Source organism: Microcoleus sp. Pol10D4, assembly GCF_036701555.1.
GTDB lineage: Bacteria > Cyanobacteriota > Cyanobacteriia > Cyanobacteriales > Microcoleaceae > Microcoleus.
This window is the reverse complement of record NZ_JAUBRA010000049.1, coordinates 21,827-38,557: the sequence shown is the minus strand read 5'-3', so window position 1 is coordinate 38,557 and position 16,731 is coordinate 21,827. Positions and strand designations below refer to the sequence as shown.

Annotated in this window: 10 protein-coding genes and 1 pseudogene; 9 read left to right on the top strand and 2 right to left on the bottom strand. The window is 45.8% G+C overall.

Annotation, left to right across the window (positions count from 1 at the left end; all coding sequences use genetic code 11):
- Positions 1 to 222: 222 nt before the first annotated feature.
- The gene (locus tag QUA36_RS21805; RefSeq protein WP_333459081.1) at positions 223 to 1,875 is read right to left on the bottom strand and encodes an NAD(P)H-hydrate dehydratase; all 1,653 of its coding nucleotides are present in this window, start codon (positions 1,873 to 1,875) and stop codon (positions 223 to 225) included.
- 114 nt (positions 1,876 to 1,989) lie between these two features.
- Between QUA36_RS21805 and mnmA the strand changes: the two genes are divergently transcribed.
- Positions 1,990 to 3,081, top strand: coding sequence for a tRNA 2-thiouridine(34) synthase MnmA (mnmA, locus tag QUA36_RS21800; RefSeq protein ID WP_333459080.1), 1,092 nt, complete (start codon positions 1,990 to 1,992; stop codon positions 3,079 to 3,081).
- A gap of 131 nt (positions 3,082 to 3,212) precedes the next feature.
- On the opposite strand, the gene QUA36_RS21795 is transcribed toward mnmA, so the two are convergent.
- A complete protein-coding gene (locus QUA36_RS21795) occupies positions 3,213 to 3,797 on the bottom strand; it encodes a hypothetical protein (RefSeq protein ID WP_333459079.1) in 585 nt (194 codons plus the stop codon).
- A gap of 876 nt (positions 3,798 to 4,673) precedes the next feature.
- Here QUA36_RS21795 and QUA36_RS21790 point away from each other — a divergent pair.
- The 8 genes and pseudogenes from QUA36_RS21790 (at position 4,674) to QUA36_RS21745 (ending at position 16,701) form a co-directional block, all read left to right on the top strand.
- Positions 4,674 to 4,955: a hypothetical protein gene (locus QUA36_RS21790; RefSeq protein ID WP_333459078.1), complete on the top strand. Its 282-nt coding sequence runs from the start codon at positions 4,674 to 4,676 to the stop codon at positions 4,953 to 4,955.
- Between the two features lie 65 nt (positions 4,956 to 5,020).
- Positions 5,021 to 5,356 (top strand): hypothetical protein, encoded by a 336-nt coding sequence (locus tag QUA36_RS21785; protein ID WP_333459077.1) that lies wholly within the window; start codon positions 5,021 to 5,023, stop codon positions 5,354 to 5,356.
- Between the two features lie 321 nt (positions 5,357 to 5,677).
- Positions 5,678 to 6,623: pseudogene (locus QUA36_RS31420) on the top strand (PP2C family protein-serine/threonine phosphatase); the annotation flags it as partial.
- A gap of 77 nt (positions 6,624 to 6,700) precedes the next feature.
- Positions 6,701 to 7,279 carry a DUF6272 family protein gene (locus tag QUA36_RS21765; protein WP_333165724.1) on the top strand — a complete coding sequence of 193 codons (579 nt, stop codon included), beginning with the start codon at positions 6,701 to 6,703 and terminating at the stop codon, positions 7,277 to 7,279.
- Positions 7,280 to 7,325: 46 nt separating this feature from the next.
- Complete coding sequence (locus QUA36_RS21760) at positions 7,326 to 7,670, top strand: slr1659 superfamily regulator (RefSeq protein ID WP_333165726.1); 345 nt, start codon at positions 7,326 to 7,328, stop codon at positions 7,668 to 7,670.
- A gap of 69 nt (positions 7,671 to 7,739) precedes the next feature.
- Positions 7,740 to 9,215, top strand: coding sequence for an adenylate/guanylate cyclase domain-containing protein (locus QUA36_RS21755; RefSeq protein WP_333459076.1), 1,476 nt, complete (start codon positions 7,740 to 7,742; stop codon positions 9,213 to 9,215).
- A gap of 838 nt (positions 9,216 to 10,053) precedes the next feature.
- Positions 10,054 to 14,886, top strand: a complete 4,833-nt coding sequence (locus QUA36_RS21750; protein ID WP_333459075.1) for a PAS domain S-box protein — start codon at positions 10,054 to 10,056, stop codon at positions 14,884 to 14,886.
- 165 nt (positions 14,887 to 15,051) lie between these two features.
- Complete coding sequence (locus QUA36_RS21745; RefSeq protein WP_333459074.1) at positions 15,052 to 16,701, top strand: ABC transporter substrate-binding protein; 1,650 nt, start codon at positions 15,052 to 15,054, stop codon at positions 16,699 to 16,701.
- Positions 16,702 to 16,731 lie beyond the last annotated feature (30 nt).

Genomic DNA, 16,731 nt, shown 5'->3' with positions numbered 1-16,731 from the left:
GTATAACTGCTGGGATTTGTGGATGCACAGTCACTTTTTGGAGTGTCACTCATGTGAGTGTCACTCGTTTGAGTTACCCGTTGGTTTGTCGTAAGGAATGCAAGTTGTAATATTTTGATGATGAGTTCCGTTGTCAATACTAACCAAGGGGTAAGGTGCGCGGTGCACACCTACCCAATACAAAGATGCGGGGTACGCATCCTACCCATTACTGTTGATTGTTTACTCCGCAAATTCTCGCAAAGCTGGAATTAAATACTGTGTCAAAGTAAAGGCATCTACTCCTAATTCCGTCCGTTCTTTGGCCGCAAGGATTCCGGCTTGAGCGTGCCACCAAACTGCTGTTGCAGCAACTGATTCGGGGGGGGATTTGCGTGCGATCGCACTTGCCAATAGTCCCCCTAACAAGCCGGTGAGAACGTCGCCGCTGCCGCCTCTGGCGAGGGCTGGGGTGCTTTCGGGATTGAGGTAGGTGATGGTACGTGAAGCGTAGCTATCCCGTAGGGAATCGCCCTCATCGTTCCAACTTATGCACACTCTGGCTCCTTTGAGCAATATCGTTGCGCCGCAAAGCTGAGCTGCTGCTTGAGTGGCGGCAATTCGATCATCGCCGGTTTCGTCGGCTAATTCGGGAAATAAACGCTTGAATTCGCCCGGATGAGGCGTGATAATTGTCAGTGCTGGGCGTTCGGACAAAATCGGGACTGTGCCGAGTTGAGCGAGGATATTTAAACCGTCAGCATCTAACACCAGAGGTCGATCGCTCTCCAGTACAGATTCTACAGCTATTGCGGCTTCCAATGTCAGACCTGGCCCTGCGGCGATCGCATGATAGCTACTCAAATCAATTGCTACTGGCAATTCGCTAATTGCACCGCTCTGGGTTTCGGGACATCCTATAACTAATGCCTCTGGCAACTGGCTGCTCAACATCGATTTAATCGACTCAGGAACAGCAATTGACAGCATTCCGATGCCGCTAGCTCTTGCTCCCAATGCTGCCAAAATTGCGGCTCCGCTGTAGCGGCGGGAACCTGCAATAATTAGTAAGTGACCGTTAGTGTATTTGTGCGAAATTGGCGATCGGGGTAACGGCAAATGCTGAGTTGCCGAGGCTTCTGTAATGCGTTGTATTGCTGGCTTTTCACCCAATATTGCTGCAATATCTGGTGCGGGAATATCAAAATCAATTAATTCGGAACTCCCGATATATTCTAACGCTCTATCTTGCAGAAATGCCATTTTCCACAAACCCAAACATAATGTATGTTTGGCCCGAATTGCCGTTCCCAAAACTTCTCCGGTATCTGTATGAATTCCCGATGGAAGGTCTATACTTAAAATGGGTATATTTAAATTATTTATTTCGTCAATCGCGGCTGCTGTGGCGTTAGTAATTTCTCGTTCTAATCCAAAGCCAAATAAACCATCTACGAGTAAATCGCAGTTTTTCAGCAGTTCAATTTTATCAACAAATGGAATATTTAAATAACTCGCATAATCAGCGTGATTTTTTGTTAGCTCTTTTAGTTTAGAAAACGGGCAGTAAATAACTACTTGGAATCCTTGAAAGTGCAATTCGCGGGCAACAACCAAAGCATCGCCGCCGTTGTGTCCGGGCCCAACCAATACGCCGATAATTGGCAATTGAGAATTAACAAGACTTTTCCCTTGTTCCCTTTTCCTTCTATCGGTTAAATCCCGTACACTGCTACTTGCCAAACTTCCTTCCGCTTTCAAAAGCTCCTGAATGCGTAGGGCAATCAGTCCCGCGACTTTTTCCATTAAAGCTGCGACTGGCATTCCAGCAGCAAAGATTCTGGTTTCTATTTGCCGCATTTGGTCGGCGGTGACAACAAATTTTTGAATAGTCATATTAGTGCTAAAATTTCAGCTAACAGCAGCAGTGGCAAGTTGTAGTATACTTGTGGTATAATAAATTAGCTCGATCAAACAAAGTAACCGTAAAATAGCAATTTCTCCCCAACCATGAACAAGATTGTTGTAGGCCTCTCCGGCGGGGTCGATAGTTCCGCAGCAGCCGCAATTTTACACCATCAGGGATATGAAGTGGTGGGTTTAACGCTGTGGTTGATGAAGGGCAAAGGTCAGTGCTGCTCTGAGGGAATGGTCGATGCCGCTAAAATTTGCGAAGATTTGGGCGTTCCCCACCACATTGTTGACAGCCGCGAGGTCTTTCAGGCAAGTATTGTCGATTATTTGGTGGAGGGTTACAGTGCAGGAGTTACGCCTTTGCCTTGTTCGCAGTGCAATAAAACTGTGAAGTTCGGGCCGATGCTTAAGTTTGCTCGCGAAGAACTCGGAATTGAAAAAATCGCTACAGGCCACTACGCTCGCATTGCTTACGATGCTGCTACGGGTCGCTATCAGTTGCTGCGGGCGATCGACCCGGCGAAAGATCAGTCTTATTTCTTGTATGATTTAACACAGGATTTGTTGGCGGGTACGGAATTTCCTTTGGGGGAAATTACCAAGACAGAAACTCGCAGAATTGCGGCGGAATTTGGCTTGACAACTGCTGATAAGCCGGAAAGTCAGGATTTGTGTTTGGTGGAAAGTAACGGTTCGATGCGGGCTTTTCTGGACAAGTATATTGCGCCGCAAAAGGGTGACATTGTGGACAAGTCAGGGCGGGTGCTCGGACAGCACGACGGCGTGCACCACTACACCATCGGCCAGCGGAAGGGACTCGGTATTGCTGCACCGGAACCGCTGTACGTGATTGAACTCGATGCTACTGGCAATCGGGTAATTGTGGGCGATCGACAGTTGGCAGTAGAATCTGAGTGTACAGTCCAGAAAGTGAATTGGGTTTCTGTGGCTGCACCGACGGCTCCGATTCGGGCTCAGGTACAGATTCGATATCGATCGCAACCCGTCCCGGCTACAATTATTCCGGTGGAATCCTCCCAAGCAGAGGAAAAAGCCGGCGGTACAAGAGTTAAGTTGATTTTTGACGAACCGCAGTTGAGCATTACCCCCGGACAAGCGGCTGTTTGGTATGACGGCGATGTGCTATTAGGCGGCGGCATCATCGAAAGAAACCAACTCCCAAATTAAAGCAAGGGGCGGGCTAGAAGCCCAACCCCTACTCCCCACAAGAAACCACCCACAAGAAAACTCACTCTTTGTGGAACAGGCATCTTGCCTGTTCCAAAAGGAAGTTTATTTTTGATTTCACATGGGTACATTTACTTAACTAACTTTTTTTCCAAACGCAAGATATTTCCCCTAGCATTAGTACGGTAAACCCAAGTTTGCCTACCATCAGAAACCACAACCCGCCAACCTTCGACAATCATTTGACCGCAAATTTCATCCGCTTTCGCGAGTCCTAAACAAGTATTCGGCCAACTTTGTCCGTTCGATTCAGTTACTTTCAACTTGTCAGCAGCAATGCCAGTTGAGTCCGACAACTCTCGGCGAACTGCTTCTGCTACGGTTGCGGGCAATTGCTTAGGGGGATTTTGGCGCGTACCCTCGGCCAAATTGCCCGGTTCGGAAGTGAGAGTATTAAGTGCCAATACCGAATAGCTGATGTTTTGGGGCACCGCGGCTGAGGAAAATTGCTGCGCGGTTTGCTGCTGTTGCCTTTCCAACTGGGCAAGGGAATCTTTGAGGGCGCCCGCGTTAGCCGCAGCGGTGTGTCTTAGCGCCGGATACATTTCCCATACCAGAATTCCTGTCAGCACCAAAGCCAAGATTACAGGATTGGGCTGCTTTTGGTCTCGGTTTTTATTTTTTGAAAATTTATTTGTGGAGATTCTTTTCATCATACGCCCTCTGCCTCACTTTACACAATGCGCGATCGCTCCTGAACACTCAACTACAGATACTTATTTAGACACTATTGCTGGTGCTATTGGTTCCTTTGTGCAGAACCGATTTGACTGCTGGTGCGTGCGGCGCAAGTATTTTCTACTCGCCGCCTGCAGTTGTGTTTCAGGAAACTTGCACTACCCAGTTATTACTTAATTTTTACTTTTTGTCTCAGGGTATTAAGAAAAATTTATGCTTAAGTCAATACTTCGGACAGTTTTATATCTAATCGAGTGTCCGAAACCCAGACTGGCTATATGGTGGACTATTATTTCAAGGTTTAAGTCCAGCCCTAAGTTTCCTAAAATGCGTTAAAAATGGCAGGGCTTTCTCTGTAAGGCTTACAGGGCCGTTAAAAAACTGTCCGAAGTATTGTTAAGTAAATATTCTTAAAAGCCTCTAATCCTGCCCCCAACTCTCAGTACAAATTACTATTCTGCGTTCCAAAACTGCTAAACGTGTTTTAGACTGTGGGAGGCGAGCTGAGCCAAGGATATCACAGGGATGCCGCAAAAATTGTTGCAATAGGACAAAAACGCATTAGAAATTAAATCAGCTATCGCTGATTAATTGTATTAGTATTGTGGTTTTCTAGAGCGAGAGTCCCGCAACTACTTTAGTAGCAAAGGCTACTTTTTGAGTACAATTTTGTTGACATCTATTCATTATGAACAGGAAATCCCTGGCAATCTATTTAATGAATCGGCTGAGTTATCCTCAAAAATTTCTCCTGATCGGTTTTCTATTTGCAATACCGTTAACCTTGGTCATGTACCTGTTGATTTCCGAAATTAACAGCAGGGTAGATTTTACTCAAAAATAAATCTACGATAATGAATACCTGCGACCGGCGCCAGTTGAGGGAATATATACCGAAACTTCAACTGTTAAATTATCAGAGTTTAAATACAAATTTAAGCCTACCAGATACGAGAGTAGATTTAGAAGCTAAGATGGACGCAAACTTTCAATTCCTGGCTAATACAGCTCGCCAGCTTGGAAACATATTAATGTTCAGTGATAAAATTAATAATATTTATCAAGATTGGCAAGATTTAAAACTTCGCCGCAGCCAGTGGAGTTTAGAAACTTACGATTTTGTCATCAACGTTTAGCTACAGAAGTTGATAGACTGAGCGCTCGCGTCGGCGATACTTGCAATCTAATTCCAGATCCAGATTTGGATACCTATTATTTAATAAATGCTACTTTGCGTCAGCTTCCAGAAATGGAAAAACTTTGGTCAGAAATTAGGCGAATTTCTCAAAAAATTAGCCTGCGTTCCGATGCAACACCAGAAGAAAGAGCGCAACTAATTACTCTTTCGAGCAGATTAAAAGAAATTAATAATGATTTGGAAATTAATATGGATGTAGCATTTAGCAATAACCATCAGGGTAATTTGCGCTCGGCATTAACAGAGGATTTAATAAAATTCAACTCTCTGGTTAAGCAGGTAACTAAGCAACTAGATAAAACAATATATCAAACGGTATCACTAAAATATTATACCTAGATCACTGGAAGCAATTTTGCTTTAAGTACAAGTTTTCAACTCGGCGATAAAACTGTAGTAAATGAGTTGTATTTTATTTTTCAGCACCGGATTGATGCTTTTATTAACAGAAAACAATTGATTTTTATTTTACTGTTAATAATATTAACTATCGTTATTCATCTATTTGTGTCTTCTTACAGGGCAGTTATGCAAACTGTATTTGCTCTTGATGAAACATCAAAAAAGATGGTCAGTGTAAATTTATCCCAAAAAACTATTTTGGATAACAGAGAGGAACTGGGGCAAGTTGTGGGTGCGTTTAACAAAATTGCCGATGCCTTAGTTGGTGCAAATCACAAAATTACTGTTTTCAACGATCGCCTAAAAGCTGAAAATATGCGAATGAGCGCCGAACTACACGTTATTCGCAAGATTCAGCAGATGCTACTGCCGAAAGACCGAGAACTCAAGGAATTTATCGGCTTAGATATTGCGGGATTTATGCAAGCTGCTGAGGAAGTAGGCGGCGACTATTACGATGTACTCCAACACAACGGTAGAGTAAAAATAGGCATTGGGGATGTGACGGGACACGGATTTGAGAGCGGTATTTAATGATTATGGTTCAGACGGCAGTGCCAACTTTGCTAGCCTACAATGAACCAGACTCAGTAAGATTTTTAAGTGCTATTAACAGTGTAATTTACGATAATGTGCAGCGGATGAAATGCGATAAAAACGCCAGCCTTGCCTTGCTAGACTATCAGCAAGGAATGCTGAAGTTGAGCGGCCTGCATGAAGAAATGATTGTCGTGCGGTGTAATATCATGTCCGGTCGATTCCCTCCGCTTCGCTTCGCCCGAAATCAGGTAGGGGGGGTAAACCTGCCAATATCTGCCAATAATTGACAATCTCAAAAACCCGCCCGGTAGGGATATTATGGTCAATCGATCAGACATCATATAACGGTTCTGTCGAGCGGTTTGATACAATCGATTTGGGTTTCCAGATCGGGCTGGATGCAGATATTGCTGAATTTGTTGCTGAAAAAATTGTGCATTTGCATTCAGGAGAGGTGGTTGTACTGTACACTGACGGGATTACGGAAGCTAAAAATATGGATAAACTGCTTTATGGTTTAGATAGGTTAATTGAGGTAAGAGAGATTAATTGGCAGCGCTCGGCTGCTGAAATCAGGCACGCTGTAATTAAGGACGTGCGATCGCATATCGACGAACAAAAAGTTTTTGACGACATCACATTGCTGGTACTCAAACAAAAATAACTACTTGGATATCCATTCTAAAGTTTAAAATATGTTCACTGGGGTACCTCATCTAAAACTTTAGCTCTTACATTGATATGATTAACATTTTAGGCGATTTCATAGAGCAGCCAGCTAGCCAAGAATACTTAATAATTGGATTTTCTCCGAGTTCGGTTCCTCTCAAGCAGCGGTGGCGAAACAACGGTTTGTCAGCGGATTTTCTGGCTGACTACCTGACGAGTTTTTTTCCGGGAAATCAAGATGATCCCTCGACAATTGAAAGACAAGCTGAAATAAAAAGCGCTGTTAGCTACATTGCTAACGAGTTATTGGAAAATGCCATGAAGTTTAATGATGAAACCTCGGAGTACCCGATCGATATTAAACTGCAATTAGAGAGCGACGGAGTGATTTTCTCAGTTGCTAACAGCATCTCTCCGCAAGCTGTGGAAAAGTTTCAGGCTTATATTCAGGAGTTGCTGACCTCGGAACCAAGCGAACTTTACCTTCAGCGGTTGGAAAAAAATGCTGCTGACGACAACTGTACCAATTCTGGATTGGGTTTGTTGACCATGCTCACCGATTATACCGCCAAACTTGGCTGGAAATTCGAGACTTTGCACAAAGACCCTGAAGTAATTGCGGTCACAACTATGGTGCAATTAACAGTATAAGCAACGCTGGCGATCGATAATATCTAAGGGACTTTTTTGTGTGGCTATGGAAATTAATACAGAAGATTACGAGATCTGTTACGATCCAGCAACGGCAACCGTGATTTTTATTGGATCTCTAAGGCTGAGCGGGCCTGCAGAGTACGCGCCGATAGCGCAGTTTCTGACCAAGGTTGCCGACTTGGAACCGACTAAAATTACCCTCAATTTGCAGCAGTTAGAATTTTTGAACAGTTCGGGCATCAATATGCTATCAAAGTTTATTATCGAGATCCGCAAAACAGCCAAGGTGCAAATGGCGGTACAAGGCTCTCAAAGCATAGCTTGGCACGGTAAATCTTTGAGGAATTTCCAGCGCCTGATGCCTGGTTTGCAGTTGGAATTTATATAGAAACATGATTAATTTTAGGGTGCGAGATGTTGAGCAATTTTTGTTAGTCGAGGCGCCAATTCTCGAGTTATGCTGGAAGAACAACCATCTAGAGAACAGCTACTTTTAGAGATAGAAAGATTGCGCCAGCAAGTGGAAGACTTGAAGGAGGAAAAAGCGGATCTGGAAATCTTGCTGGAAACTACTGCTGAACATTCTGATACGGTTGAAACTGAGTTACGCTCTCGCGCATTCGAGGCCGTGCGCGAAGGTGAAATTAAGCTAGCTCAATTTCTAGAAGCGATTCCCATAGGTGTGCTCGTGCTGGATTCTCTAGGCCAACCTTACTACGTAAATAACGCCGGGCACCAGTTACTCGGCCAAGGAGCTTTGCCCTTAAATTCAGTGGAGGATTTGTCAGAAAGTTATCAAATTTATATCGCGGGAACTGAGACTATTTACCCTTTCGAGAATTTGCCGATCGTCCGAGCTTTGAGGGGCGAAAACGCGACGGCTGATGATCTGGAAATTTATCAACCCCACAAGAAAGTTCCCCTAGAGATTTGGGGAACGCCAATTTTTGACGATGGTGGCAACGTTGCTTTTGCGATCGCAGTTTTTCAAGATGTCACGGAACGCAAAGAAGCTGAAGCCGATCGCCATTTATTTATTAAGAAACTATTTGATCTTAACCAAAATCTAGAAAAATCTCTGGATGCCGAATCAGACTTAACTGATGCCTACGGCAGATTTGTGCCACACCAATTTCTAAATCTGTTGGGATATGAAAGTATTATAGATGTCCATTTAGGCGACCAAGTGCAGCAGGAAATGTCGGTGCTATTTTCGGATATTCGAGACTTCACGACGCTTTCAGAAACTATGACTCCCCAAGAAAATTTTAAATTTATCAACGCTTACCTTTCACGGATGGAGTCTGCTATTACTAGCAATAACGGGTTTATTGACAAATACATCGGCGATGCAATTATGGCTTTGTTTAGTGACTTCGCAGATGATGCAGTGAAAGCGGGTATTGAAATGCTAAATATCCTGAAGAATTATAACGAATACCGTCAAGGGGTCGGCTACGTCCCGATTAAAATTGGCATTGGCATCAATTCCGGTTCTTTGATGCTGGGGACAGTCGGGGGTACAAGCCGAATGGACAGCACTGTGATTAGCGATGCTGTTAATTTAGCATCTCGCATTGAAGGACTGACCAAAGATTACGGCGTACCTCTATTAATTTCTCAGCAGACTTTGGAACGGTTGCGAAATCCCACAGATTATGCTATTAGAATTGTGGATAAAGTACAGGTAAAAGGAAAATCTCAATATGTCGTAGTCTATGAGGTATTTGATGCAGATCCGCCGGAAAGTTTGTCGGCAAAGCTAGCAAATTTGTCTGTATATAATGAAGCTATGTTACTGTGCGAACGGAAGGAATTCCGAGAAGCAGGAAAATTATTTGAAGAGTGTTTGCGAACAAATCCCAGCGATCATGTAGCTCGCATTTACCTGAAACGCTGTCGGGATTGGCGATCGCTCCTTAAAGGAATTTAGTTGATTGTAGATTGTAAATTGTAGATTGTAGATATACTCCACAGATGAATCTGGGAGATTAAAGTTTGGTATAAAAAATTGAGCTGCTTACGACTTCTGGCGGAAAGCAAGTATCCATTTTTGAGCGGAGTTATGAATCAAGATTCATATCAAGTCGGTTGAATTTAAATAATATAACAGTCGCCAAGGCTGTTAGGAAAGATACTAGAGATAGTCCCTCGTCTTAATAGTGTTCACTCCCCTCACGGCCAAACCATACAGTTACAATCTACTACGTCACAAAGTCATCCAAGCCCTGAGAGCTTTCTGGGATGAAAAAAACAGAAGTCTGTCGCGTGTTTAAAATCAGCCACAACATCATCAACAATCGAGCTTTTAGGCACAACCCAGAGACTTTCAATAAAAGCCGAATCGTCCCCGGTACGACACTGGTTTTTAAGGTGAAACGTTTATATTTTCAAGCTAGTATAACTAAAATATATCTTGAGGGGGGTAACTGACCTCTGGAATCTGTCAAAGGTGTAAAATATAAATAGCTTGATACTTGTTACTTCTGAGGGTTGTCAAAATAGAACGGCTTAGGGAACAAAAACCAGCGATCGGTAATTTGCTGCGAGAACGGCGGCCAGCGCTAAACCTGTCTTAGAAAAAGTTGGCGAATGAATTAGGTATGACCTTACCCCGATTAATCGTTGGGAAAATGGACACGCTACGCCTTCTCGCTTGGCACTCAAGCAAATTTAGATATTGCTGGATGAGTTAGGTGATTCGCCAGATGCAACGGCGAATGCAGTAAGGCACAGCGAGCAAGATATTTTTCGGATAAGGAGTAAAAAGGGTGAGTGTAGAGGGAATCAACAGCATTTTCAGAGATATTCGACTACTTCCCTATGGTGTGGCCACCCTCTCCGTGGCTCTGGCACTGGCGCTAACCCGATCGCTTTTACCGTGGATCTACCCAACCACGACACCCCTGTTTTTCATCGCGGTGATAGTGAGTAGCTGGTATGGCAGTTTCGGGGCTGGGTTACTGGCAACAATTTTATCCACGCTGGCAATCAACTATTTTTTTATTGAGCCGTTCTATTCTTTACAGATAGTTAATGTAGAGACAATTCTTCGGATTGGTATGTTTTTGCTCGCGGCAGGATTGATCGCTTCACTCAATCAATCGTGGCGCACTGCTATAAAAAACGCGAAAGCAGCCTTGCAAAATTTACAGCAGTCAATGGAAGTAGAACAACAGGTGCGCGGCGAAGCAGCACAAGCTGCGGCGACTGAGGCAAAAGAACAACTAGAAACGGTACTTTCTACCATCAACGATGGGTTTTACATCCTCGATCGCGATTGGCGCTACACCTATGCCAACGATCGCTACTGTGAAATGGTTGGAATGCCCCGGTCAGCGATTCTGGGTCAGAACGTTTGGGAGTTATTTCCGGCAGCCGTTGACACCGATGCTTATGTGCAGTTTCATCGGGCAATGCGCGAACAAACGCCACTCCAGTTTGATTATCTGTACTCACCTTGCAAGGGTTGGCATGACCATCGAATTTACCCTTCGCCCAGTGGACTGACCGTTTTGCTTGCTGACATTACCGATCGCAAACAGGCGGAACTCCTCCTAATCGAGCAGACACGACTGCTGGAGTCGATCGCATTCGGGCAGCCACTAGACGACTGTCTGGCAGCCGTGTGTGACTCAGTATCCAGGCTGAATCCGGGTACCCGCGCCTGCTTCCTGCTAACCGATGCTCAGCGGCTGACGTTTAAGAGATCAATTACTCCAGACTTTCCAGCCTCTTTTGGTGAAGGACTCCAAGATGCTCCGATTAACGATTTGTGCATTGGAACCTGTGGCGAAGCAGTGTATAGCGGTCAGCCCGTGACCTGCGCCGACATTGCCAAGGACGATCGCTGGTCGCAAGCATGGCGAAATTTATGCGTGGCTCATGGCATTCTAGCCTGCCATTCTCAGCCCGTGTTCAGGCACGACAATCTACCTATGGGGTCGCTGATGCTGTGCTTTAGCGAGGCGCGGATGCCGACTGATTGGGAACATAAACTCGCGGAGTTCGGCACCCAAGTTGCCAGCATCGTCTTTGAGCGCGATCGATCGTTCCAGGCGTTGCGCGAGAGCGAAGAACTGCTCCGATTGGCTTCCGAAGGCGGCAATTTGGGTTTGTGGTATTGGGATATGGAAACAGACACGCTGAGTTTGACGGACATAGCCAAAGCGATGTTTGGTTTACCCGTGGATACGGCAATGTCGGTGCAGGTGTTTTTAGAAGCGGTGCATCACGACGATCGCCCATTCGTTCACACCGTGATCACGGAGCTAAAAGCGAATCAACCGCATACTGAAATTGAGTATCGGACGCTGTGGGCAGATGGCACCGTTCGTTGGATTTTGGCAAAGGGCGATTGCGCCTACAACGCTGATGGCGTCAGAATTTCGACGCGCGGCGTATTAATCGACATCAGCGATCGCAAACAAGCCGAAGAAGCCTTGCGTCAAAGCGAAGAGCAGAGTCGCAACATTCTAGAGAGTATTGATGATGGATTCTTTTCCCTTGATGAGAATTGGCGTTTCACTTACGTGAATCGGTCAGCGGAAATTCTGCTAGACCGCACTCCGGGCGCTCTGATTGGGAAGAATTTTTGGGAAGAATTCTCAGGACTCAAGGGCAGCGAGTTTGAGCGGGTTCATCGGCGCGTGGCAAACGAGCGCGTGGCTTTGTCAGTCACGGCGTTTTATCCCGATCACGATCGGTGGTATGAGGTTCGCACCTACCCTGCCGCCAACGGGATTACCATTTATTTCCGAAATGTCACCGATCAAAAACTGGCCGAGGAGGTATTGCAACAACGAGAAGCAGAACTTCGTTTAGTCACCAATGCCGTGCCTGCCTTGATTTCCTTTGTAGACTCAGACCAGCGCTATCGCTTCAACAATCGAGCATATGAAGAATGGTTTGGACATCCGGCAGCGCAAATTTATGGCAAGCACCTTCAAGAGGTTTTAGGGGAAACTGGCTATGAAGGGATTCGTCCTTATGTTGAGCAAGTCTTGGCAGGACAGGAAGTGACCTTTGAAAGCCAAATTCCCTACAAAGATGGTGGAACCCGTTATATCAATGCGACCTATGTTCCCCGCTTCAATAGCCAGGGAAAAGTTGAAGGGTTTGTAGCACTGGTCAACGATATCACCGATCGCAAACAAGCCGAAGCCACACTACGGGAGAGTGAGGCAAGGTTCCGGCTGATGGCAGATGCCGCCCCTGTGCTGATTTGGATGTCGGGCATCGATAAACTCTGTTATTACTTCAACCTCCCGTGGCTCAACTTTACCGGACGGACGATCGAGCAAGAAAGGGGCAATGGTTGGGCACAAGGAGTCCACCCCGACGACCTCGATCGGTGTTTAAACACCTATGTGACTGCCTTTGATGCCCGTCAACCGTTCAAGATGGACTATCGCTTGAAACGCTGTGATGGCATATACCGTTGGGTTATGGATGAAGCTGTTCCTCGCTACGGATTGGAAGGTGAGTTCTTGGGCTACATCGGCTCCTGTGTTGATATTGAAGACCACAAACAAGCTGAGGAAGCCCTGCGCGAGAGTGAATCCCGCCTCCGTCTGATCATTGAAAGCGCCAAAGATTATGCCATCTTCACCATCGACCTTAACGGCATCATTGCCAGTTGGAACTCAGGGGCAGAAAGGTTGTTGGGCTATACCGAGACAGAAGCAATTGGTTGCTCGAGTCAGATGATCTTCACACCCGAAGATAACGAACAAGGACAAGCCGAGTACCAGAGGCAAACGGCTCTACTGCAAGGACGGGCAGAAGACGAACGCTGGCACGTCCGCAAAGATGGGAATCGCTTTTGGGCCAGTGGATTGATGATGCCCCTGCTTAACGAAGCGGATTGTCCGCAGGGATTTGTCAAAATAATGCAGGACAAGACCGCACAACGGCAAGCGAGTGAGCGACTGCAATTACTGTATGAAACTACCCGCGATCTGATGAAGACAGAACAGCCTCTGGCTTTGATGGACACGCTATTCCGCAAACTTGCAGTGCAACTCGATCTGCACTCTTACTACAACTTCATGGTCGAAGAAAAAGACAACCGCCCGATGCTGCATTTGAGAAACTATGATGGCATCTCTGAAGAAAGGGCGCAGGCGATCGCATGGATCGAATTAGGGGAATATCTCTGTGGACTGGTTGCCCAAACGCAGCAGCAACTTGTCTTGAATCAAGCCGAACTTTCCACTCATCCGAATGCTAAAGCCGCCTCTGAACTGGGCATCACGGCTTACGTGGGTCAACCGTTAATCGCTCAAGGGCGGTTATTAGGGACGCTCTCATTTGCCAGTCTGACTCGGACGCACTTCACGCCTGCAGAAATCGAGCTGCTGGGCTCTATCTGTGACCAAATCGCGATCGCCCTGGAACGGGCAAACCTGAACGATTCACTGCAGCAGCAAGCGGAACAGCTAAAACAGGCAAATCGGATCAAGGATGAGTTTTTAGCGGTTCTATCCCATGAATTGCGATCGCCCCTCAATCCGATCCTGGGGTGGACAAAGCTGCTGCAAACTGGCAAGCTGGATGCGGCCAAAACTGCACAGGCGTTAGCCACAATCGAACGCAATGCCAAGCTGCAAACTGAATTGATTGAAGATTTGCTTGATGTCTCGAAAATTCTCCAAGGCAAGCTCAGTCTTAATATTCGTCCAGTCGATTTAGCTTTAACTGTGGAATCGGCGATCGAAACTGTCAATTTGGCTGCTGTTGCCAAATCCATTGATATTCGGACTGTGTTAGATCCTCAGATTGGACAAATTTTGGGGGATTCGGGCCGTTTGCAGCAAGTAGTCTGGAATCTTGTTTCCAATGCGGTCAAATTTACTTCAGCCGGGGGGCGCGTTGAGGTGAATTTGATTCGTGTTGGCAATCAGGCTCAAATTACTGTAACGGATACAGGGATTGGCATCGCACCGGAGTTTTTACCCTACGTGTTTGACTACTTCCGGCAAAAAGATGGCGCTACAACCCGCAAGTTTGGTGGCTTGGGATTGGGGCTGGCGATCGTGCGGCATCTAGTCGAACTGCACGGTGGCACCGTTGGGGCCCAGAGCCAGGGTGAAGGGTTAGGAGCTACCTTTACTGTAAGACTGCCCCTATCAGAGAAGGTAAGACAAGAAAACTCTCTTGCAAGACTTTCGGAACGATCGACTGCGGATGAACCGTTATCCGGGATGCGGATACTTGTGGTAGATGATGAGCCGGATATGCGAGAGTTGATTTCTTTTTTGCTAGAAGATGCAGGTGCAGAGGTACTGACTGTTGCTGTCCCTCAAGAAGCCCTCACAGCGTTGACTAATTTCCAGCCAGATGTCCTGTTGAGCGACATTGGAATGCCGGGGATGGATGGCTATATGCTGTTGCGGCAAGTGCGAGCCATGCCGCCAGAACGGGGTGGGCTGATTCCCGCGATCGCCCTGACTGCCTATGCGGGTGAGTTTAATCAACAGCAAGCTTTGCAAGCTGGATTTAACCGACATCTGGCAAAGCCGATCGAACCGGATCAATTAATTAAGACGATCGTCGCACTTCTTAGCAAGAACACTCATGACCCAGCAAGCTATAAAGATTGAGCCGAAGGATCTCAAACCGCTCAAACATCACCAAGCTTTTAAGTTTCTGTGCTTAGGCAGCGATATTTGTATTAGAGGAGAATCTACAAATAAATCCGGTTTCTAGTCTAACAGTGCGTAAGTCCTGATAATATAATCAATAATTTGGAGTGTCAAAAAAAGACGATGGGAATTCACAAGCACCAGCCTAGAATACGTATAAAACCTTCAGTGATTAAAGCAATAGCTCTGTTCTTTATGTGCTGCTTGTTAACTGCAAGTTGTGGACAAAGAACACGTCCATCGGTCACTGCGAGCGGCGAAAATGCTAATAACCGCGTTACTATTGGCACAACCTTGAAATTACGGACGATCGACCCTGCGGACGGTTACGAAACCTTATCAGGACAATTGCTGCGAAATTTGGGCGACACTCTCTACACTTACAAGTCGGGAACTACAGAGTTAATCCCCCACTTAGCGACAGCAATGCCAAAAGTTAGCCAAGACGGATTGACATATACAATCCCCTTGCGTCAAGGCGTTATTTTTCACGACGACACACCGTTTAACGCCGCCGCAATGGAATTTTCCTTGCAGCGGTTTATCAAAAATGGTGGCAGTCCGGCTATGTTGTTGAGCGATGCAGTAGAATCGGTAAAAGCCACGGGCGAATACGAATTAACTTTTCAACTCAAAAAGCCTTTTTCTGCTTTTCCTTCCCTGTTGACATTTTCCGGTATGTGTGCTGTTTCTCCGAAAGCATACGAGATTGGACAGGGTAAATTTAAACCCGATACGTTTGTGGGAACTGGACGTTACAAGCTGGCGAAGTACGGCAGCGATTCTGTCAAGTTTGACGTGTTTGACAAGTATTGGGGGGAAAAGCCGGTTAATCAAGGAATTGACATTTTGCTGCTTTCTAGTTCGTCAAATTTGTTCAATACTTTTCAGACTGGTGCAGTTGATGTGGCTTATTTGTCTATGGATGCAGACCAAGTTCAAAGCTTGGACGAGGGAGCAAAAAAAGGGAAATGGCAGGAAATCGCGGGGGAAAGCAGTACGGTTAATTACATAACGCTGAATACCAAGTCTAAACCGCTGGACAAGTTAGAAGTCAGACAGGCTATCGCAGCAGTGATGGATCGCCCGGTGATTAACGAGCGCGTACTGCGGGGACAAGCACAACCGCTTTACAGTCTGATTCCCACAAACTTCGACGTTCAAAAACCAGTTTTTAAAGAACTCTACGGTGATGCCAACACGACAAAGGCTAAGGAACTTTTAACGAAAGCGGGGTACTCGGCCACCAATCCTTTCGTTCTGCCAATTTGGTATGCTTCATCTTCCACAAAACGAGCTTTAGTGGTGAGTATGATGGAGGCGCAAGCTAAACTCAAAATGGACGGGATAATGAAGGTAGAAATTAACAGCGTGGAATCTCCGACTTTGTTTCAAAACATAGAGAAGGGAATTTATCCTGCGGTTTTAGTGGATTGGTCTGCGGACTTTTTTGACGCTGACAATTACATTCACCCGTTTTTAGATTGTGCGACAGGTTCCGAGGCTGAGGGCTGCTCCAAAGGTCAAAGTCAAGGTCAGGGTTCGTTTTATTATAGCGATCGGGTAAATCAACTGATCGACAAGGAGCGCAAAGAAACAAACCCTGAAACCCGCAAAGCCCTATTTGGCGAAATTCAAGACATACTGGGTCAAGATGTACCTTTCATCCCTCTTTGGCAAGATAAGGACTATACGTTTGCTCAGAACAGCATTACCGGCGTCCGTCTCGAACCGACGCAATCTTTTCCTTTTTGGTTCCTGAAAAAGCAATAATTCTTTACAAGAATTTCCAGGAGGTGAAAC

Coding starts and splice junctions, on each gene's coding strand:
- QUA36_RS21805 (WP_333459081.1), bottom strand. CDS start 1,875: ATGACTATTCAAAAATTTGTTGTCACCGCCGACCAAATGCGGCAAATA.
- mnmA (WP_333459080.1), top strand. CDS start 1,990: ATGAACAAGATTGTTGTAGGCCTCTCCGGCGGGGTCGATAGTTCCGCA.
- QUA36_RS21795 (WP_333459079.1), bottom strand. CDS start 3,797: ATGATGAAAAGAATCTCCACAAATAAATTTTCAAAAAATAAAAACCGA.
- QUA36_RS21790 (WP_333459078.1), top strand. CDS start 4,674: ATGAATACCTGCGACCGGCGCCAGTTGAGGGAATATATACCGAAACTT.
- QUA36_RS21765 (WP_333165724.1), top strand. CDS start 6,701: ATGATTAACATTTTAGGCGATTTCATAGAGCAGCCAGCTAGCCAAGAA.
- QUA36_RS21760 (WP_333165726.1), top strand. CDS start 7,326: ATGGAAATTAATACAGAAGATTACGAGATCTGTTACGATCCAGCAACG.
- QUA36_RS21755 (WP_333459076.1), top strand. CDS start 7,740: ATGCTGGAAGAACAACCATCTAGAGAACAGCTACTTTTAGAGATAGAA.
- QUA36_RS21745 (WP_333459074.1), top strand. CDS start 15,052: ATGGGAATTCACAAGCACCAGCCTAGAATACGTATAAAACCTTCAGTG.